Genomic DNA, 18,821 nt, shown 5'->3' with positions numbered 1-18,821 from the left:
CCGGCCGGGGGTGTGGGCCGCGAGGCGCGGCGGAGTAGCCTGTGCTCCCCGGGCGTTTGCCGCCCGGGGAGACCTGCCCTAAGCTGGCGAGGTTGTGCGCAGAGGTGAGCCTGCCCACTACGCGATGGGAATGCGGTCGGGGGCGCAAGCGTTCACACGTACACTTATGGCAGTTATTCACGCGGCGTGCCCACCCGGTGCACGCCACGGGCGTTCTTGCGGGCATTTCAGCGGGCGGTTCTCGACAACCGCGGCGGGCTATTCGCGAGCATGCGCCCCCGTAGAGAGGTTCTCTTGACCACTTTCGCTGACCCCAGCACGTTCCCGTCCGTTTTCGAGAACAACAGCACCGACGACAACACCGAGACCGGCGCCCCCGCGCGCGCCGAGGCCACCGCCGCCGTGACCGCGGAGCCCGAGGCCACGACCGGTCCGGAGAGCACCACCGAGCCGGCGCCGGTCCGCACCTTCGCCGAGCTGGGCCTGCCGGCCGAGATCGTGCGAGTCCTCACCCGTGAGGGCATCACCACCCCGTTCGAGATCCAGGCCGCGACCGTCCCGGACGCGCTGGCCGGCCGTGACGTGCTCGGCCGTGGCCAGACCGGCTCCGGCAAGACGCTGGCCTTCGGCCTGCCCGTGCTGGCCCGCACCGCCCAGGGCGGCAAGGCCCGGCCGCACCACCCGAAGGCGCTGATCCTGGTCCCCACCCGCGAGCTGGCGATGCAGGTCGCCGACTCGCTGATGCCCGTCGGCCGCGCCGTCGGCGTCTTCCTCAAGACCGCTGTCGGCGGCGTGCCGTACGACCGGCAGATGGACGCGCTGCGCCGCGGCGTCGAGGTGATCGTCGCCACGCCTGGTCGGCTCGCCGACCTGATCGAGCGGGGCGCCTGCAAGCTCGACGACGTCGAGATCACCGTGCTCGACGAGGCCGACCAGATGGCTGACATGGGCTTCCTGCCCGAGGTCACCGAGCTGCTGGCGAAGACTCCGGCGGACGCGCAGCGCCTGCTCTTCTCGGCCACTCTGGACGGTGACGTGGACACGCTGGTGCAGCGGTTCATGCACGACCCGGTGACCCACTCCACCGCGCCGGCCGAGGCCAGCGTGTCCACGATGGATCACCACCTGCTGCTGATCCCGCCGGCCGACAAGTTCCCGATCACCTCATGGATCGCGAACCGGGCCGGCAAGACCATCGTCTTCGCCCGCACCCAGATGGGCGTGGACCGGCTGGCCGAGCAGCTGGCGGCGGTCGGCGTGCGCGCCGGCGCGCTGCACGGCGGCAAGACCCAGCGGGTGCGCACCCGGACCCTGGCCGAGTTCAAGGAAGGCCGGACGAACGTCCTGGTCGCCACGGACGTGGCCGCCCGCGGCATCCACGTCGACGGGGTCTCCCTGGTGATGCACGTGGACCCGCCCAAGGACCCGAAGGACTACCTGCACCGGGCCGGCCGCACGGCGCGGGCCGGCGAGTCCGGCGCGGTCGTCACGCTGGTGCTGCCGAAGCAGCGGCGGTCCACCCAGGCCATGATGGCCAAGGCGGGCGTGGCGCCGGCCGAGGTCCGGGTCCGGCTCGGCGACGAGAAGCTCGTCGAGATCACCGGCGCCCAGGAGCCGAGCGGCGTGCCTGTGGTGGAAGAGCCGGAGCCCCGCCGCGAGCGGTCCGGCGGCCGTGGCCGGTTCGGCGGCGACCGCGGTGACCGGCCGCGTTACGGTGACCGGTCGCAGCGGTCCTACGGCGACCGGAACGACAGGTTCGGCGACCGTCCGGAGCGGGGCGGATACCGGGGCGACCGTGGTTTCGACCGCCCCGCCCGCGACGACCGTCCGCGCGGCGGCTTCGGCGACCGTTCGAGCGACCGTGGTGGCGACCGCTCCTTCGGTGGCGACCGTGGTGGCGACCGCTCGTTCGGCGGCGACCGTCCGCGCGGCGAGCAGCGGCCCTTCGGCGACCGTCCGCGGGGCGAGCGCACCGGCGGCGAGCGCCACTTCGGTGACCGCCCGGCCTTCGGCGACCGCCCGGCCCGCAACCTCGGTGACCGGCCCGCCGGCCAGCGCCGGGACGGCCAGCGCACGGATCGCCGTGAGGGCCCGGGCCGCTTCAACTCGTCCCGGCCGGCACGCAGCCACTGACAAACCGGCCCGTCGACAGGGGCGGCCGCTTGGACACACGGCAACCGCCCGACGACAAGGCCGCTGACAGCAAGTGACGGGAAGCCCCGGCTCGGCTCACCGAGCTGGGGCTTTTCGTTATCCACAGGCCTGTCCACAGGACTCGCCCGAATGGGTGCCGTGCTCAGGGCGTACAAAATCGCAAGCGGCCGCGGAGCGAAGCGAACGCCCGAAAACACCGGTAGTTTGCCGGTATGGACATGCTGTCGGCGGGATTGTTCTGGGAACGCCGGGATGTTCCCGGAAGTGAGCACGTGCGCCTCGACACACGAAACGGGCTCTATGCCCGGGGTACCGCACTCGCGGCCGCGCCGGTCGGGTACACGTGCCGGTACGAGATCCAGACCGACCCCGGCTGGACCACCGCCCGGCTCGACGTGCACACCGAGGGCGCCGGCTGGGCTCGTGGCGTGCGGCTGGAGCTGGCCGCCGGGCGCTGGCGGGTGACCACCTCCGAGCAGGGTGATCTCGACGCGGCGCTGGTGGCGGCCGGACACGCGCGGGCCGGCCTACCCGGGATCGAGGACCCGGACCTGCTCTACGGGGCCTTCGACGCGGATCTGGGCGGATCACCGCTGACCAACACGCTGCCGATCCGCCGCCTGGGCCTGCTCGAGAGCGACACCGACGTCTCGCACCGGCTGAGCGTGGCCTGGGTACGGGTGCCCAGCCTGGAGGTGATCCAGGCGGATCAGATCTACACGCCGCTGGGCGGGAACACGGTGCGGTTCGCGAGCGAGACGTTCGCCGCCGACCTGACGGTCGACGACGAGGGATTCGTTCTCGACTATCCGGGGCTGGCCCGGCGGGTGGCGCCGGATGTCAGACCCGCTGCCGGATTCAGCTGAGGCAGGCCCGGTCGACGATGGCGAACGGCTTGCCGTACGCGGCCCGCGACGCCTCGTCCGGTTTCTTCGCCTCGGGCAGCACCAGGTTCGTGGACCGCGGCCGCCGGTCGCCGTACTTCTCCGCCACGCACGTCCCGGGCCGGCCGGAGGAGCACCGCTCCGGCCGCGGCCGCGGTGAGCACGACCGCGAGGAGCGCGGCCAGCGGCGCGGGTCTCCGCTGACGCGACGCGGGACCGGCGGGCGGCTCCGGGAACGACGCGGCGGGCAGCCCCGGAGGCCAGGGGCCCCGAACGCGAAAGGTCTTCCACGCGCGGGATCTGATCACGTCACATCAATGCCGCCCGGATCAGTTCGGCGGGCGCCGGGTCCGCTTCGGCCCGGCATGAACCAGATTTCCCGGTACGTCCGTCGTTACGCTCTGTGATTGGCGGGTCGGTGTGGAGCCGGTCCCGTGCGGGGCTGCCACGGGACGCGGCCATGACCGTACCGCCAATCAATCTGACCGCGAATGGTCACCACCGCGACGCGCATGGCGATCTGGCGTCGGAAGCCGGCCGCGGACGGCGGAAAGAACTGACCGTGGGGCGCAGACGGCGCGCGGAAAGACCGCCACGGGACGAAGGGGATCCCGCGGAAAGAACTGACCGTAGGGCACAGACGGTGGGGGGAAAGAGCGCAGCGCGGCGCAAGCGACCGCGCAGAAAGGCCTGCGCGGCGGAAATGACCGCGCGCGGACAGGGCGACCGCGCGGACAACGGCCGCAATATGGTCAGAACCAGTCAGACTCCCCCAGGCTGCGGACGGTTCTCCCACTTCGTGGAGAGCGCTATCGCGGTGCGCGTGGAAGCCACCCCGGGCGTGCGGTTGATCCGGACAATCAGCTGCTCCAGTTCTGCGATCGTGCCGACCCGCACGATCAGCTGGTACGACTCGACGCCGGCCATGAAATAGCAGCTCTCCACCTCGGGCATGGCCCGCACCGCGGTGAGCACGTCATCGGTGTCGGCGCCGGAGTCCTCGACGATGCCGATCAGCGCGGTGACGCCGAGCCCGACCGCCTCGTGGTCGACGTCGGCGCGGTATCCGCGGATGGTGCCGGCGGCTTCGAGCTTACCCACACGCTCGTGCACCGCGGGGGCGGAGAGCCCGACCTTGCGGGCCAGCTCGGCGTACGACGAGCGCGCGTTCTCCCGTAGCAGGTCGATCAGCCGGAGGTCGATGGAGTCCATGCCTGAAACCCTAATCGGGTGGCTCACCACTACTCACGCCCGGTAGCGACGAATGGGAGGCAGGATAATGATCGTTGTCGCAATCGGGGCTTTTTCCGCATTTCACGGACTTGCTTCAGGGGCGGTGCTCTAATGGCTTTACGTCCAGATCGAGCATGCCGACACTCACCGTGACCACCGGCCGCTCCAGAAAACAGAACCGAGGAGGGGGTTGTGGACACTGGAGACCGTCTGCTCACACCCGGTGAGGTGGCCGCATTATTTCGCGTCGATCCGAAAACGGTCACGCGCTGGGCGGCAGCCGGGCGTATCGGCAGCATCCGTACTCCGGGTGGACACCGCCGATTCCGCGAATCCGAAGTCAAAGCCCTGCTTGAGGGCGACGGCGTGATCGACGAGATGCGCGAGGACGACGCGGCGAACAAGCCGCGGAACAGCGGCCCGACCAACCCGGGCGCGGGTTACGGCCCGCCGAACGGTCTGCGCTAGCGCACACGTCACCGGCGCTCACCGAGTCGTCCGCTCCACCGCCGCATCAGATTGTGGTCCACACCAAGTGAGTCCAGCACCTTGCCCGCAATGAAGTCGACGAGTTGCCCTGCGGTGGCGTCTGCACCGGAACCGTAGAAACCGGGACTGGCCGGCAGCACCACCGCACCGGCATCGACGAGGGCGATCAGATGCTCCAGATGACTCCGCGTCACCGGGGTCTCCCGCGGCACCACCACGGTCCGCCGGCGCTCCTTCAGATTGACCTCGGCGGCCCGCTGCAGCAGATCCTTGGAGAGACCGATGGCGATCCCGGCGCAGGCCGCCGTGCTCGCCGGCACCACCGCCATGCCGCGCGCCGGATAGGAGCCGCTGCTCGGCCCGGCGGCCAGGTCACCGGCCGGCCAATAGACCAGATCGCCGAGATCGCGGCCCAGCCAGGCCGAGACGTCGTCCTTCCAGTGCGCGTCCCGGATCGTCGCCCCGGTCTCGTCCAGCAGCGTCAGCCGCGCCGCCCGGGAGACCACCAGGTCGACGGACTCACCGGCGTCCAGCAGGGCGGTGATCACCGCGCGGGCGTAGGGGGTGCCGGAGGCGCCGGAGACGCCGATGATCCAGGGTTGCCGCATCTCTCCAGTGTGCTACCTGTTCCGGATGAGCAGGGCCGAGGTGGGGAACGCCTCACCCGTCACAGCCAGGGCGCCGGAGTCCGGTCCCTGATCGTCGACGCGGCCGGGCGGCGGCCCGCGATCCGGTCACAGCAGGATCAGGTCGAGCAGGGCGAAGGCGAACAGCGCGATGGCGATGAACCCGTTCGCGGTGAAGAACGCGCGGTTGACCTTGGAGAGATCATCAGCGGTCACCACCACGTGCTGATAGATCAGGCCCGCCGCGGTCACCGCCAGGCCGGCCCACCACAGCCAGCTCAGGCCCGCCAACTGCCCGAACGTGATGAACAGCGCGAACGTCACCAGATGCGTGACCGTCGAGATGTGCAGAGCCGTCCGCACCCCGAACCGGGCCGGCGTGGAGTGCACCCCGATCCGGCGGTCCACCTCGACGTCCTGGCAGGCGTAGATGATGTCGAAGCCGCCGATCCAGAGGCCGACCGCGACGCCGAGCACCCAGGCCGGCCCGGAGCCGCTGAACGTGCCGGTGATCGCCAGCCAGGCGCCGACCGGGGCGACCGCCTGGGCCAGCGCCAGCACGTAGTGCGGGAAGTTGGTGAACCGCTTCGCGTACGGATAGATCACCAGCGGGATCACCGCGAGCGGGGACAGCACCAGGCACAGCGGGTTGAGCAGGGCGGCCGCGACCACCAGGACGACCAGCGAGACGATCGCGCCGGTCCAGGCCGTCCGGACGCTCACCGCGCCGGTGACCAGTTCCCGGTTCCGCGTCCGCGGGTTCAGCGCGTCGATCCTGCGGTCCAGGATCCGGTTGGCCGCCATCGCGAACGTCCGGCCGGACACCATCGCGATGGTGATCAGCACCAGGTCACCCCAGTGCCGCCCGCTGCCGTCCCGATCGATCGCGACCAGCGCGGACAGGTAGGCGAACGGCAGCGCGAACACCGAGTGCTCGATCATCACCAGCCGCAGGAAGGCCTTGACCTTGCCGGGCTTCTCCGGGGCGACCGCCGTCATATGCCGTATTCCTTCCACCGCTTGTCCACCAGAGAGATCACCTCGGGGGACATGGTCATCTCTTCCGGCCAGCCGCGGGTGTAGCCCTCGGCCGGCAGCTTACGGGTGGCGTCGACGCCGGCCTTGCCACCCCAGAACTGCTGGTAGGACGCGTGGTCCAGGTGGTCCACCGGCCCCTCGGTGAGCAGCAGGTCCCGGGCGTAGTCGACGTTGCCGAACGCGCGGAACGCGACCTCGGCGTAGTCGTGCACGTCGCAGTCCTCGTCGACCACCACGATCAGCTTGGTCAGCGACATCAGGTGCGCGCCCCAGACGGCGTTCATCACCTTCTGCGCGTGCTTCGGGTAGCGCTTGCGGATCGACACGATCAGGCAGTTGTGGAAGACGCCGGCGGCCGGCATGTCGTAGTCGACGATGTCCGGGATCAGCAGCTTGGCCAGCGGCAGGAAGATCCGCTCGGTGGCCTTGCCCAGGCCGTGGTCCTCCTGCGGCGGCTTGGACGTGACGATCGAGTGGTAGACCGGGCTCTTCCGCATGGTCATGCACTCGACGTGCAGCACCGGGAACGGCTCGACCGGGGTGTAGAAGCCGGTGTGGTCGCCGAACGGGCCCTCCGGCAACCGCTCCCCCGGCTCCAGGTAGCCCTCCAGGATCACCTGCGCGTTCGCCGGAACCTGCAGCGGCACGGTGACGCAGTCGACCATCTCCACCCGCTCGCCGCGCAGGAAGCCGGCGAACAGGTACTCGTCGATGTCGCCGGGCAGCGGCGCGCTCGCCGCGTAGCAGACCACCGGGTCGGCGCCGATCGCGACGGCCACCGGCAGGCGCTGCCCGAGCCGCTCGGCGACCGCGTGGTGCGCGGTCGAGTCCTTGTGGATCTGCCAGTGCATGCCGAGCGTGTTCTTCGAGTGCTGCTGGAGGCGGTAGAGGCCGAGATTGCGCTTGCCGGTCTCCGGGTGCTTGGTGTGGGTCAGCCCGAAGTTGTGGAAGATCCCACCGTCGCCGGGCCAGACCTGCAGACCGGGCAGCTTGTTCAGGTCGACCTGATCGCCCTTGAGCACGACCTCCTGGCAGGGCGCGGTCCGCACCTTGCGCGGCGGCAGCGACTTGAGCTGCAGCACCTTGCCCATGCCCTCGCGGATCCCGGACCAGCCGACCGGCAACTCCGGCTTGACCAGGGCGCCGATCCGGTCGCCGATCTCGTCGAGCGAGTCGACGCCGAGGGCCATCGCCATCCGCTTCTCGGTGCCGAACAGGTTGATCGCCACCGGCATCTCGCCGCGCGTCGGCCGCTCGAAGAGCAGCGCCGGCCCGCCGGCCCGGACCGTGCGGGTCACCACCTCGCTGATCTCCAGGGTCGGGTCGGCCGGCACCGTCACCCGACGCAGCTCGCCCGCCTGTTCCAGGGCGGCCAGGAAGCTCTGCAGATCGGCATAGGGAAACCCACGAGGCGCCATGCGCACCAGTTTGGCACCGCGCCGGGTCATCGGCCTGGCGGGGCCGTCACTCGTGATCTGTGATTCGCGTTGAGGGGGCGTGACTCTGCACAGGGCGGCGCGGTGGTGTGCTCTGGCCGGTCTGCTCGCCGCCTTGGCCGTCGCCGGCCCGGCGGCGTCCGCGCGGGGCCTGCCGCTCTGCGGGGCCGCCGGTCCGGCGTCCAGCCGGCCGCCTTCGGTGCCGGCCTCCGCATCGGCGCCGGGCGCCTGCCGGGTCGCGGTCACCGAGTCGTCGGTACGAACGGTGAAGCCGCCCGGTCCCACCCCGAGTGGATATCACCACCTGGGCGCCGGCACGAGCGCCGAGTGGGGTGGCGTCTCCGGGCGCTTCTCCGTGGTCAAGGGTTCGCTCCGGCCCGGCACCCGGGACTTCGTGGCCGGCCGGTTCATGGTCAAGCGGGACCTGGGCAAGGAGAACATCGCCTGGCTGGAGGCGGGGTGGGCGGAGACGGGCTGGCGGTCGCCGGGGCAGCCGCACGTTTACACGTACAACACCAACACCAAGGCCTGGCAGTTCTACGACCAGTACCCGGTGAAGGCGGGTGACACGGTCTGGGTGGACCTGCACACCGACTCGGACGGGGTGTGGCAGGCGTGGTTGTGGTGGAACAACCGGTGGAACCTGCTCACCGCCCAGAAGCTGCCGATCGGCGGCACCGCCTTCGTCGAGCAGTACGTCGAGGTGCATGTGGACGCCGACAAACCGGGCCGGATCGGCGTGCCCCCGGTGAAGGTGGACAACGTGCAGTTGCGTCCGACCGGCGGCGGCCCGGCCCGCTTCTGGCGCGAGGACGTCGGCACGCTCACCGGTGTCGCCCCCGGCGCTCAGCAGCGCAGCGGCGGCTTCTGCCTGGACTGGACCACCCGCTACGACACCTGGAGCGCCGGGGATTGCAACGCCTGACCGCGCCGGGGCGGAACGGCCGCGCCCGGGGCGGAACGCCTTGTCACCGGCGCCGCGGCGGTTGATCTCCGCCACCCACGAACCCCGCGGGCATCCGACGAACGCCGGTGCGGCGGACGGCCGGTTGGCCGGCGCGGCGGACGGCCGGGAGGCCGGCGCGGGGCCTGTGCTCGGCCCGCGTGGGCGCGGCGGACCGCCCGGAGACCGGCGTCCGCGCGGTCGGTGACCTGCTCCCAGCCGGCTCCGCGCCGGCGGCGTGCCGCGTCAGTCGCCGGCGTTGGCGTAGCTGTGCAGGCCCTCGAAGAACAGGTTGACCCCGAACAGGTTCATCAGCATCGTCACGAAGCCGAACAGCGCGATCCACGTCGCCACCGTCCGCTTGACGCTCGGGGTGGCCCGGGCGTGCAGGTAGGCCGCGTAGACGATCCAGGAGATGAACGCCCAGACCTCCTTCGGGTCCCAGCCCCAGTACCGCCCCCAGGACGCCTCGGCCCACAACGGCCCGGCGATCAGCGCGCCGAAGGTGAACAGCGGGAACGCGAACGCGTGCAGGCGGAACGTCAGCCGCTCCAGCACCGCGGCCGGCGTCGGGACCCGCTTGCCCAGCGTGTACGGGAAGCTGCGCCGGCCCTCGTCGTACCCGTTCTTGATCACGAACATCAGCGCCGGCACCGCGCCGATCAGGAAGATGCCGGACGAGATGATCACCGTCGAGACGTGGACGATGAACCAGTACGAATGCAGAGCCGGCACCAGCGGGCCGACCGGCGTGTAGGCCACCAGCGCTGCCGCGCCGAGCAGGACCACCAGGGCGAGCGAGGAGAACAGGCCGAGATGGCGCAGGGCCGGGCGGCGCAGCAGCACGCCCACCCAGACCGCCGACCCGACGAAGGTGGCGGAGAGGATGTACTCGTACATGTTGCCCCAGGGCATGCGGTCGGCCGCGATGCCCCGGGTGGCCAGGGTGCCCAGGTGCAGGACCAGGGCGAGGACGTTGAGCACGGCGGCGATCCGTCCGGACCACTCGCCGCGGCCCGGCTTCGGCGGGCTCACCGGCTGGACCGGCACGTCGTCGGGCACCTCGGCGTCCGCCGGCGCGCCGGCGCCGACCAGCTGCCGGGCCGGTCGGGCCGCGGCCTTCCCGATCCGGCTGCGCTTGCCGAACGCGTACTCGCCCGCGTAGCAGACCATCGCGGCCAGGTAGGCCAGCACGGTCAGCGCCATGAGCTGGTTGGACAACTCCGCCATCAGGGCGTTCCTTCCTCGGCGTGCCCGTCATCCGTGGCGGGCCCGGTCAGCGCGGCGAACTCGGCCGCGAACCCCGGATAGTCGGTGCGGGGCAGACCACCGGCTTCGACCACGCTACCGCCGGCTTCCCGGTCGTTGGCCGGGGACACCCGGAACCAGATCCGGCGCCGGTGGCCGAACAGCGACAGCATCAGGCCGGCCAGCCCGAGCGCCGCGCCGACCAGCATCAGCGCCTGCGTGGGGTCGTACCGGATGGCGAGCGTCGCGTACTCCCGGGTGCCGACGAACTCGAGCTTGGAGCCGTCGTCCAGGGTCCAGGTGCCGCCCGGCCTGAGCGGCTGCGGCCGCTCGCCGCTGATCTTCTTCAGCTCACCGTTGTTGATCTGGCCGCGGTTCAGCGCGTACACCGAGGCGGCCTTGCCGACGTCCAGGCCCAGGTTCCCGCGGTACGCGGTGAGGTAGAGCACCGGGTTGTTCTCCGCGGGGAACTGCGAGACCGCGCTGCCGTCGGTGCCACCGGTCGGCAGGTACACGCCCTCGAAGCCGACCTGCAGCGAGTCGTCGCGCTGGTTGGTCTTCGGGTCGATGTTGACGTCCGGGAACTGGGCGACGCCCTCGCTGGTCTGCATGCCGTCGGTGGGCAGGAACGGGACGACCCTGTTCTGCGTGACGCCGTAGCGGTCGGTGTAGCGCAGCTCCAGCGCGTAGCCGTGGCCGATCAGGTGCACGTTGGCGTGGTGCAGCCGGAGCGGGTCGTTGACGGTGAAACTCGACCCTCGGTACGCCCCGGAGCCCTCCTTGACCTGGACCGTGGCGAGGTAGGACCTGGGTTGGCCGGTGCTCTGGTAGCTGGCCTGGAAGTCGGTCATCCGTATGCAGAACTTCGGCAGGTCGGCGGCGGTCACCCAGGGGCCGAGCGCGGAGTCGTCGTACTGCGTGATCGCGTTGCAGAAGCCTTGGTCCTCGCCGGCCACCAGGATCCGGTTGCCGTGCCATCCGTACCAGTGCCCGAAGCCGACCCCGACCAGCACCGCCAGCATGGCGAAGTGGAAGAGCAGGTTGCCGGTCTCCTTGAGGTAGCCCTTCTCGGCCGCGACCGAGAACCCGCCGTCCGGCAGCTCGCGCACCCGGGTGCGGAACATCCTGCGGCGCAGCAGCCGGGCCAGGCTCTCCGCGGCGGCGGCCGGCGTCTCCGGCCGGGTCCGGGCCGGGGCGTGCTGCGGCAGGCGGTCCAGCCGCTTGGGCGCGTCCGGCGGCACGGTGCGCAGCGCGCGGAGGTGGTCGCGCAGCCGGGGCAGCACGCAGCCGACCAGCGACGTGAACAGCAGCAGGTAGATCGCCGCGAACCAGGGCGACGCGTACACCTCGAAGCCGCCGAACCGGTCGACCCAGGGCGCCAGCTGCGGGTGCGCTGTGTAGTACTGCGAGACCCGCTCCCGGTTGACAGCGGTCTGCGGGAAGATCGAGCCCGGGATCGCCGCGACGGCGAGCAGGAAGAGCAGGATCAGCGCGGTACGCATGCTGGTCAGCTGCCGCCACGAATTGCGCAGCAGCCCCCAGACCGGATTGGCGCGGCGCGGCGGCGGCGCCTCGGCGGTCTCCGGCCGGTCCTCGACGATGGTCACAGCAGCGTCCCCCCGAAGTCGAAGGTGGTCTGCAGCCAGGCCAGGAAGTAGTTCCACTGGCCCGTGACCAGGGTCAACCCGACGATGATCAGCAGCGCGCCGCCGGTCCGGGTGACCCAGCGGCTGTTCCGGCGGATCGCCGTGAAGACCCCGATGAGCTTGCGGAAAAAGAGCCCGAACAGGATGAACGGCACACCCAAGCCCAGACTGAAGGCCAGCGCGAGGATAACCGCCCGATCGGTCTGTCCGGTCGTGGTGGCCATGCCGATCACCGCGCCGAGCGTCGGGCCGACGCACGGCACCCAGGAGAAGGCGAAGATCGCGCCGAACACCGGGGCGCCGAGCAGCCCGGCCGCCGGCAGCTTGCTGATCCGGGCCTCCCGCTGCAGGCCCGGGATCCAGCCGAGATAGGCCAGGCCGAGGATGATGATCAGCACGCCGAGGATCAGGTTCAGCGTCTCCCGATTGGCGACCAAGGTGAACGCCACGTTCGACACCAGCGTGATGAGCAGCGTGAAGACCACCGAGAAGCCGAGCACGAAGAGCAGGCTGCCGGCCAGCACGCGGCTCTTCAGGGCGACCGTCCGGCTGCGGGTGGCGATCGCGACCCCGCCGCCGTCAGCCGGAGCCGGGCGGGTGGTGCCGATCGCGGCCTCCAGGTCGGCGCCGGCCAGCCCGGTCACGTACGAGAGGTAGCCGGGGACCAGCGGCAGCACGCACGGCGAGAGGATGCTGACCAGGCCCGCGATCGTGGCCGCACCGATGGCCAGCGCCAGCGGGCCGCTGTTCGCCGCGTTCTCGAAAGCCGTGCCCATCAGCCGTTCGCCTCCGCCGCCACCCGTTCCACGAGGGGCTGGAGCTCACCAGTGGTGGTCGAGCGCCGCAGCGCGACCGCGATCCGGCCCTGGCGGTCCAGGATCAAGGTCGCCGGAGTGGTCGTCTGCGTCACGTCGAACTTCAGCGCGACGTCCCCGTCGAAGTCGTAGATGCTCGGGTAGGTGACCCGGCCGCGCTCGAACGCCTTCGCCGAGTCCTTGTCGTCACGCGAGTTGATCCCCAGGAACGTCACGTTCTTCGCCTTGGTGGCCTGGTAGGTCTTCTCCAGGTCGGGGGCCTCGGCGCGGCACGGGGCGCACCAGGAGCCCCAGAAGTTGACCACGACCACCTTGCCGCGGTCGTTCGCCACGTCGTACGTCCCGCCGTCGAGCAGCTCGCCGGTGACATCGCCGACCTGTGGCCGGTCCGCCACGTCGCACTCCACCACGCCGTTGGTGGTGGCACAGTTCTTCGCCCAGTTCTCCCCGCCGCCGCAGCCGGCCAGGACGCCGGCGATGACGGTGGCGGCGACGGTGGCGGCGAGGAGACGGCGCACGTCAGGCTCCCTTGGCGGTCTTGGCGGTGGCGGAGAGCGCGACCAGGTGCGCGGCCGGCTCGCTGTAGTCGATGCCGACCACCTTGGAACCCTCGAAGCGGAACGAGGTCAGGCTGGCCAGGCCGCACTGCCGCTTGCGCGGATCGTGCCACAGGCGCTTGCCCTCGACGTACCGCCGCAGGGTCCAGATCGGCAGCTGGTGCGAGACGCAGACCGCCTCGTGACCCTCGGCCGCGACCCGGGCCGCCTGCAGCGCCTCGAACATCCGCTGGGCGATCACCAGGTACGCCTCGCCCCAGGACGGGGTGATCGGGTCGCGCAGCACCCACCAGTGCCGGGGGTTGCCGAACGCGCCGTCGCCGACCGAGACCCGCTTGCCCTCGAAGTAGTTCGCGCTCTCGATCAGCCGCACGTCGGTGGCCGTCTCCAGCTCGAACTCGGCGGAGATCGGCGCGGCCGTCTCCTGCGCGCGCTCCAGCGGGCTGGCCACCACGTGCGTCACGTCCCGGCCGGACAGCGCCTGGGCGGCCGCCTTGGCCATCTGGTGACCCAGCTCGGAGAGGTGGAAGTCGGGCAACCGGCCATAAAGGATCTTGGCTGGGTTGTACACCTCGCCGTGCCGGAGGACATGCACTGTCGTCCTGGTCAACTCGGTCACGCCTGACTCCCTGCCGCGGCCCGGGCCGCGTGTGGCAACGCCGCGGCGATCTGTTCCAGGGCGACGTCGTCGATCGCGGTGGACACGAACCACGACTCGAACGCGCTCGGCGGCAGGTAGACCCCGCGCGCCAGCATGGTGTGGAAGAACGCCTTGAACGCCGCGGTGTCCTGCGTCTTCGCCGCGTCGTAGTCGACGACCTCACGCTCGGTGAAAAAGATCGAGAACATGTTTCCCGCGTACGACACCCGGTGCGGCACACCGGCGGCGGTCAGCGCGGCCGTGGCCAGCGAGCCGATCGTGCCGGCCAGCTCGTCCAGGCGCCGGTAGACGCCGGCGTCCGCGAGCCGCAGCGAGGCCAGGCCGGCCGCACAGGCCAGCGGGTTCCCGGAGAGCGTGCCGGCCTGGTAGACCGGGCCGGCCGGGGCGAGCCGGGACATGATCTCCCGGCGCCCGCCGAACGCCGCCGCGGGCAGCCCGCCGCCCATCACCTTGCCGAAGGTGAACAGGTCGGCGTCGACCGGGTGCAGTCCGGCCCAGCCACCGGCGGAGATCCGGAAGCCGGTCATCACCTCGTCCACGATCAGCAGGGCGCCGTTCGCGTGGGCGATCTCGGCCAGCTTCTGGTTGAAGCCGTCCCGTGGGGCGACCACTCCCATGTTGCCCGGGGCGGCCTCGGTGATGATCGCCGCGATCTCGCCGCCGTCGCGCGCGAAGGCCTCGGCCACCGCGCCGGCGTCGTTGTACGGCAGGACGATGGTCTCGGACGCGGCCGCGCCGGTGACGCCCGGCGAGTCGGGCAGGCCGAGCGTCGCCACGCCGGAGCCGGCCGCGGCGAGCAACGCGTCCACGTGGCCGTGGTAGCAGCCGGCGAACTTCACCACCTTCGACCGGCCGGTGTGGCCACGGGCCAGCCGGATCGCCGTCATGGTCGCCTCGGTGCCGGAGTTGACCAGCCGGACCTCGTCGACCGGGGTGCGCCGGACGATCTCCTCGGCCAGGTCGACCTCGCCCGCGGTGGGCGTGCCGAAGCTGGTGCCGAGCGCCGCCGCGGCCTGCACCGCGGCGACGATCTCCGGGTGCGCGTGGCCGTGGATCAGCGGGCCCCAGGAGCAGACCAGGTCGACATAGCGCCGGCCGTCGGCGTCGGTCAGCCACGGGCCGCTGCCCCGGGTCATGAATCGGGGCGTGCCGCCGACCGCGTGGAACGCACGCACAGGTGAATTGACCCCGCCGGGAACGATGGCCTTGGCGCGGTCGAACAGGGCCTGGGAGACCGGGGCGTCCTCCGGGTACGGAAGATCCGCGGTGGGATATGTCGTGGTCACAGCGGTTCCCATTCTGTCAGCGGGCACGAGCGCCGATGTTGAGAGGGTTGTTCACGTCACCCGATGATGTCCGGAACAGCCCGGTCCGCCCCGCGCCCGGCGGGCCGATCCGCGAGTAAGAGGATAGGCTGACCGGCGTGGAGCGACCCGAGCTGTCCATCACGGTTCAGCGCGCCCCCGACGAGGTCACCATGCTGCTCGCCGGGGAGATCGACGTGCTCACGGTCACCGAGCTGTCCACCCTCGTCAACGACATCCTCGCCGCTGAGCCGCCCGGCCGCATCGTTCTCGACATGGCCGGGGTCACCTTCTGCGACTCGCAGGGCCTGGGCACGCTGGTGGTGCTCAGCCGCAAGGCGCAGCACAACCAGACGCTGCTGGCGCTGGCGAACGTGGGCGATTTCCTGATGCGGGTGCTCGACATCACCGGGCTGCGGTCAGCGCTCATGATCAGCACCTCCTGAGCCGAGGTCCTTGCGCATCTGCTGGGTGACGACGCGGTAGCCGGCCGAGGCGTACAACCCGATGGCGCGGGCGTTGTCGCCGAAGACGTTGAGATCCAACGCGGTCAGGCCGTGCTCGCGTACCACGTTCTCGCCGGCGGTGAGCAGCGCGCGGCCGTACCCCTCGCCGCGGAACGGCTCGTCGATCGCGATCTCGAAGAGGAACGCGCAGCCCCGGTACCCCCGGGGGTGCTCCAGGGCGATCCACATCGAGCCGACCACGGCGCCGTCACCGCGCACCCCCTTGAAGAAGAGCATGCCCGGGGTCTGCGCGCCGCGCGGCAGCAAGGCCGCCTGACTCTCCCGCGTGCGCCGCAGGTTTTCCTCCAGCGTGCCGGAACCGGCAGCGGTCTGGGCCTCGGAGAAGTCGCGGATGACGCCCTCGTGCCACTCGCCGAACTCGTCGGCCGTCATCTCCCGCACTGTCAGATCGGACATCAGGCGATGCTGTCACACCCGGCTGAGCGGCGGGGAAGCTGTCGCGTCGCCTGTGGACGACCTCTCGTCCGCGCCGGCTCGGCGGCGCCCGTCTGGGCGACGCGCGTCACATCTAGGAGCCCCAGCGGGCCTTCTCCAGCAGCGCCAGCGCCTCGGCCGCCGCCTCCTCGCCGCCGGCCCGCAGCACCCGCGCCGCCTCGTCGACCGTCCCGGTCAGCCGCTGCCATTGCGCGTCCCGCTCCCGGGTCGCCTCGCCCTGCGCTTTGAGCTGCTGATTCTTCGTCCAGAGCTCGACGAAGACGGAGACCTTGGCGCGCAGCACCCACGGGTCGAACGGCTTGGTCAGATAGTCCACCGCGCCGACCGCGTAACCCCGGAGCGCGAGCTGGGCATCCCGGTCCGCCGCGGTGAGGAACAGGATCGGCACGTGCCGGGTCCGCTCCCGCCGCTTGATGTGGCCGGCAGTCTCGAAACCGTCCATGTTGGGCATGTGCGCGTCCAGCAGGATCACCGCGAAGTCGTCGGTGAGCAGCTGCTTGAGTGCCGCCTCACCGCTCTCCACGGCAACCGGCGTCACCGGCAGGCCCTGCAGGATCGCCTCCAGGGCCAAGAGGTTGTCCCGCCGGTCGTCGACCAGCAGCGCCTTGGCGTGCTCACCCACGCGTGCTCACCTCGTTCCTTCTTCACGCGCGCCGCCTGGGAGTCAGCCGCGTTCCGGTTCCGTGGTCTCCGCGTTCACCCAGCGCGCCATCAGTTCGATCAACTCGTCCAGGTCGACCGGCTTGGTGATGTAGTCGCTGGCACCGGCGGCGAGAGCCGACTCCCGATCACCGGGCATCGCCTTCGCCGTCAGGAACACTACCGGTAGGTCACGGAAGCGTTGATTCCGCCGGATTCCCCGCGTGGTCTCGTAGCCGTCCTGGTCCGGCATCATCGCGTCCATCAGCACGATGTCCACCTCCGGATGCTCGTTCAGCAGGCGTACGCCGTCCACCCCGTTGTCCGAGTAGAGGACGTGCAGCCCGTGCATCTCCAGGGCGCTGGTCAGGGCGAACACGTTGCGCACATCGTCATCGACGATCAGCACCGTGGCCCCGTCCAGCTGCCGGCCGGCCGGGTGCTGCGGCGCCGGCTCCTCCGGGCGCGGCGGCGTGACCAGCGGCGGCATCTCCATCAGCGGAATGTCGAGCGAGGCCGCGGGACGGACCGACACCGCCTTGGCCGTCGCCGGTGGCAGGGCCGGGATCGGGATCGCGTCCAGGGTCAGCGCCTCCGGCATGTAGAGCGTGAACGTCGAGCCCTCCCCGGGCACCGAGCGGACCGCGATGGTGCCGCCGAGCAGCGCGGCGAACTCCCGGCTGATCGACAGGCCCAGGCCGGTGCCGCCGTACTTGCGGGTGGTGGTGCCGTCGGCCTGCTGGAACGGCTCGAAGATGATCGCCAGCTTCTCGTCCGAGATGCCGATGCCGGTGTCGCGCACCGCGAACGCGACCACCTGCCGCGACGAGACCAGCGACGGCACGTCCAGGTCGGTGTCCCGGGAGGCGGCGAAGATGCTCAGCGTCACCGAGCCGTGGTCGGTGAACTTCACCGCGTTGGAGAGCAGGTTGCGCAGGATCTGCTGCAGCCGCTGCGGGTCGGTGACGATCGAGTCCGGCAGGCCGGGGGCCAGCTCCACCTCGAAGCGCAGGCCCTTGTCCTCGGCCTGCGGGGCGAACGCCTGCTCGACGTAGCTGCGGATGCCGTCGAAGTCGACCACGTCCGGCTCGACGTCCATCCGCCCGGCCTCGATCTTCGACAGGTCCAGGATGTCGTCGATCAGCGAGAGCAGGTCGGATCCGGCACTGTGGATGGTCCGCGCGAACTCGATCTGCTTCTCGGTGAGGTTCCGGTCGGTGTTGTCGGCCAGCAGCCGGGCCAGCAGCAGCAGCGAGTTCAGCGGGGTACGCAGCTCGTGGCTCATGTTGGCGAGGAACTCGGACTTGTACGTGTTGGCGCGGGACAGCTGCTGCGCCTTCTCCTCCAGGCCGAGCCGGGCCAGCTCGATCTCCCGGTTCTTCAGCTCGATGTTGGCCTTCTGCTCGCTCAGCAGCTTCGCCTTGTCCTCCAGCTCGGCGTTGGTGCGCTGCAGCTCCGCCGACTGGTCCTGCATCTCCCGGGCCAGGCGCTGGGACTGCGCCAGCAGCTCCTCGGTACGCCGGTTCGCCTGGATCGTGTTGAGCGCCACCCCGATCGTCGCGACCAGCCGCTCCAGGAACGTCAGATGCAGCCCGGAGAACGCCGCCACCGACGCGAACTCGATCACGCCGAGCATCTCGCCCTCGAACAGCACCGGGAGCACCACCAGGTCGTTCGGCGGCGTGGCGAGCAGTCCGGAGCGCATGGTCAGGATGCCGTCGTGGGTGGCCCGGACCCGGATCGTGCGGCGCGACACCGCGGCCTGGCCGACCAGGCCCTCGCCCGGCCCGAAGGTCACCTCGTGGTCGCGGGCGACGTAGCCGTACGCCGCTGCCAGCCGCAGCCGGGTCACCGCCTCCTCGTTGTCGACCAGGAAGAACGCGCCGAGCTGCGCGTCCACCAGCGGCGTCACCTCGGTCATGATCATGCGGCAGACCTCGCCGACGTCCCGCTGGCCCTGCAGCAGGCCACCGATGCGGGCCAGGTTCGAGTCGAGCCAGCCCTGCTCCGCGTTCGTCTTGGTGGTGTCGCGGAGCGTCACGATCATCTGGTTGATGTTGTCCTTCAGCTCGGCGACCTCGCCCTGTGCCTCGACCGCGACGCTCTGCGTGAGGTCGCCGCGGGTCACGGCGGTGGACACCTCGGCGATGGCGCGCAGCTGGATGGTCAGCGTGGAGGCGAGCTGG

At 70.8% G+C, this 18,821-nt stretch carries 19 protein-coding genes; 5 read left to right on the top strand and 14 right to left on the bottom strand.

Going from position 1 to position 18,821, the window contains the following annotated elements; all coding sequences use genetic code 11:
* The first annotated feature begins 294 nt into the window (after positions 1-294).
* Together Asi03nite_RS35315 and Asi03nite_RS35310 are read left to right on the top strand one after the other, a co-directional pair.
* On the top strand, positions 295-2,133 hold the full coding sequence (locus tag Asi03nite_RS35315; protein ID WP_203684868.1) for a DEAD/DEAH box helicase: 1,839 nt from the start codon (positions 295-297) through the stop codon (positions 2,131-2,133).
* A gap of 233 nt (positions 2,134-2,366) precedes the next feature.
* The gene (locus Asi03nite_RS35310) at positions 2,367-3,020 is read left to right on the top strand and encodes a putative glycolipid-binding domain-containing protein (protein ID WP_203684867.1); all 654 of its coding nucleotides are present in this window, start codon (positions 2,367-2,369) and stop codon (positions 3,018-3,020) included.
* Here the strand turns inward: Asi03nite_RS35310 and Asi03nite_RS38720 are convergent.
* Entirely contained in the window at positions 3,013-3,147 is a 135-nt protein-coding gene (locus Asi03nite_RS38720; protein WP_275409525.1) for a hypothetical protein, read from the bottom strand. The two genes, Asi03nite_RS35310 and Asi03nite_RS38720, sit on opposite strands and share 8 nt — an antisense overlap.
* 653 nt (positions 3,148-3,800) lie before the next feature.
* Positions 3,801-4,250, bottom strand: coding sequence for an Lrp/AsnC family transcriptional regulator (locus Asi03nite_RS35305; RefSeq protein ID WP_203684866.1), 450 nt, complete (start codon positions 4,248-4,250; stop codon positions 3,801-3,803).
* 213 nt (positions 4,251-4,463) lie between these two features.
* On the opposite strand from Asi03nite_RS35305, the gene Asi03nite_RS35300 reads away from it, so the two are divergent.
* Positions 4,464-4,739, top strand: coding sequence for a BldC family transcriptional regulator (locus Asi03nite_RS35300; RefSeq protein ID WP_203684865.1), 276 nt, complete (start codon positions 4,464-4,466; stop codon positions 4,737-4,739).
* 8 nt (positions 4,740-4,747) lie between these two features.
* On the opposite strand, the gene Asi03nite_RS35295 is transcribed toward Asi03nite_RS35300, so the two are convergent.
* The 3 genes from Asi03nite_RS35295 to Asi03nite_RS35285 form a co-directional block, all read right to left on the bottom strand.
* A complete protein-coding gene (locus Asi03nite_RS35295; RefSeq protein WP_203684864.1) occupies positions 4,748-5,368 on the bottom strand; it encodes a UbiX family flavin prenyltransferase in 621 nt (206 codons plus the stop codon).
* 126 nt (positions 5,369-5,494) lie between these two features.
* Positions 5,495-6,385 carry a menaquinone biosynthesis prenyltransferase MqnP gene (gene mqnP / locus Asi03nite_RS35290; protein WP_373872214.1) on the bottom strand — a complete coding sequence of 297 codons (891 nt, stop codon included), beginning with the start codon at positions 6,383-6,385 and terminating at the stop codon, positions 5,495-5,497.
* Positions 6,382-7,842 (bottom strand): menaquinone biosynthesis decarboxylase, encoded by a 1,461-nt coding sequence (locus Asi03nite_RS35285; RefSeq protein WP_203684863.1) that lies wholly within the window; start codon positions 7,840-7,842, stop codon positions 6,382-6,384. The genes mqnP and Asi03nite_RS35285 overlap by 4 nt, the downstream gene beginning before the upstream one ends.
* A gap of 79 nt (positions 7,843-7,921) precedes the next feature.
* Between Asi03nite_RS35285 and Asi03nite_RS35280 the strand changes: the two genes are divergently transcribed.
* The gene (locus Asi03nite_RS35280; RefSeq protein ID WP_239103157.1) at positions 7,922-8,785 is read left to right on the top strand and encodes a hypothetical protein; all 864 of its coding nucleotides are present in this window, start codon (positions 7,922-7,924) and stop codon (positions 8,783-8,785) included.
* A gap of 264 nt (positions 8,786-9,049) precedes the next feature.
* Here the strand turns inward: Asi03nite_RS35280 and ccsB are convergent, their stop codons facing one another.
* From ccsB to hemL, 6 genes are read right to left on the bottom strand one after another with little or no spacing between them, the layout of a single operon-like run.
* A complete protein-coding gene (gene ccsB, locus Asi03nite_RS35275; protein WP_203684862.1) occupies positions 9,050-10,033 on the bottom strand; it encodes a c-type cytochrome biogenesis protein CcsB in 984 nt (327 codons plus the stop codon).
* Positions 10,033-11,658 (bottom strand): cytochrome c biogenesis protein ResB, encoded by a 1,626-nt coding sequence (gene resB, locus Asi03nite_RS35270; RefSeq protein WP_203684861.1) that lies wholly within the window; start codon positions 11,656-11,658, stop codon positions 10,033-10,035. The genes ccsB and resB overlap by 1 nt, the downstream gene beginning before the upstream one ends.
* Positions 11,655-12,473: a cytochrome c biogenesis CcdA family protein gene (locus Asi03nite_RS35265; RefSeq protein WP_203684860.1), complete on the bottom strand. Its 819-nt coding sequence runs from the start codon at positions 12,471-12,473 to the stop codon at positions 11,655-11,657. The genes resB and Asi03nite_RS35265 overlap by 4 nt, the downstream gene beginning before the upstream one ends.
* Positions 12,473-13,030 carry a TlpA family protein disulfide reductase gene (locus tag Asi03nite_RS35260; RefSeq protein ID WP_203684859.1) on the bottom strand — a complete coding sequence of 186 codons (558 nt, stop codon included), beginning with the start codon at positions 13,028-13,030 and terminating at the stop codon, positions 12,473-12,475. Before Asi03nite_RS35260 ends, Asi03nite_RS35265 begins: the two co-directional genes overlap by 1 nt.
* Before the next feature lies 1 nt (position 13,031).
* Positions 13,032-13,679: a histidine phosphatase family protein gene (locus Asi03nite_RS35255; RefSeq protein WP_373872215.1), complete on the bottom strand. Its 648-nt coding sequence runs from the start codon at positions 13,677-13,679 to the stop codon at positions 13,032-13,034.
* 5 nt (positions 13,680-13,684) lie between these two features.
* Positions 13,685-15,028 carry a glutamate-1-semialdehyde 2,1-aminomutase gene (gene hemL, locus Asi03nite_RS35250; RefSeq protein ID WP_203684857.1) on the bottom strand — a complete coding sequence of 448 codons (1,344 nt, stop codon included), beginning with the start codon at positions 15,026-15,028 and terminating at the stop codon, positions 13,685-13,687.
* 125 nt (positions 15,029-15,153) lie between these two features.
* Between hemL and Asi03nite_RS35245 the strand changes: the two genes are divergently transcribed.
* Entirely contained in the window at positions 15,154-15,480 is a 327-nt protein-coding gene (locus tag Asi03nite_RS35245) for an STAS domain-containing protein (RefSeq protein WP_203684856.1), read from the top strand.
* Here Asi03nite_RS35245 and Asi03nite_RS35240 read toward each other — a convergent pair.
* The 3 genes from Asi03nite_RS35240 to Asi03nite_RS35230 form a co-directional block, all read right to left on the bottom strand.
* Positions 15,454-15,957 (bottom strand): GNAT family N-acetyltransferase, encoded by a 504-nt coding sequence (locus tag Asi03nite_RS35240; protein WP_203684855.1) that lies wholly within the window; start codon positions 15,955-15,957, stop codon positions 15,454-15,456. The two genes, Asi03nite_RS35245 and Asi03nite_RS35240, sit on opposite strands and share 27 nt — an antisense overlap.
* Before the next feature lie 112 nt (positions 15,958-16,069).
* Positions 16,070-16,618, bottom strand: a complete 549-nt coding sequence (locus Asi03nite_RS35235; RefSeq protein ID WP_203684854.1) for a response regulator — start codon at positions 16,616-16,618, stop codon at positions 16,070-16,072.
* Between the two features lie 42 nt (positions 16,619-16,660).
* Positions 16,661-18,821: ATP-binding protein (locus Asi03nite_RS35230; protein WP_203684853.1), on the bottom strand; the 2,161-nt coding region annotated here is incomplete at its 5' end.

The sequence above is a fragment of the Actinoplanes siamensis genome, from assembly GCF_016862395.1.
GTDB classification, from domain to species: domain Bacteria; phylum Actinomycetota; class Actinomycetes; order Mycobacteriales; family Micromonosporaceae; genus Actinoplanes; species Actinoplanes siamensis.
This window is presented reverse-complemented; position numbering and strand designations above follow the sequence as displayed.

What these genes read in the sequence shown, in the direction of transcription:
- hemL (WP_203684857.1), bottom strand. Translation starts at nt 15,028, where the DNA reads ATGGGAACCGCTGTGACCACGACATATCCCACCGCGGATCTTCCGTAC.
- Asi03nite_RS35295 (WP_203684864.1), bottom strand. Translation starts at nt 5,368, where the DNA reads ATGCGGCAACCCTGGATCATCGGCGTCTCCGGCGCCTCCGGCACCCCC.
- ccsB (WP_203684862.1), bottom strand. Translation starts at nt 10,033, where the DNA reads ATGGCGGAGTTGTCCAACCAGCTCATGGCGCTGACCGTGCTGGCCTAC.
- Asi03nite_RS35265 (WP_203684860.1), bottom strand. Translation starts at nt 12,473, where the DNA reads ATGGGCACGGCTTTCGAGAACGCGGCGAACAGCGGCCCGCTGGCGCTG.
- Asi03nite_RS35285 (WP_203684863.1), bottom strand. Translation starts at nt 7,842, where the DNA reads ATGGCGCCTCGTGGGTTTCCCTATGCCGATCTGCAGAGCTTCCTGGCC.
- Asi03nite_RS35310 (WP_203684867.1), top strand. Translation starts at nt 2,367, where the DNA reads ATGGACATGCTGTCGGCGGGATTGTTCTGGGAACGCCGGGATGTTCCC.
- mqnP (WP_373872214.1), bottom strand. Translation starts at nt 6,385, where the DNA reads ATGACGGCGGTCGCCCCGGAGAAGCCCGGCAAGGTCAAGGCCTTCCTG.
- Asi03nite_RS35305 (WP_203684866.1), bottom strand. Translation starts at nt 4,250, where the DNA reads ATGGACTCCATCGACCTCCGGCTGATCGACCTGCTACGGGAGAACGCG.
- Asi03nite_RS35240 (WP_203684855.1), bottom strand. Translation starts at nt 15,957, where the DNA reads ATGTCCGATCTGACAGTGCGGGAGATGACGGCCGACGAGTTCGGCGAG.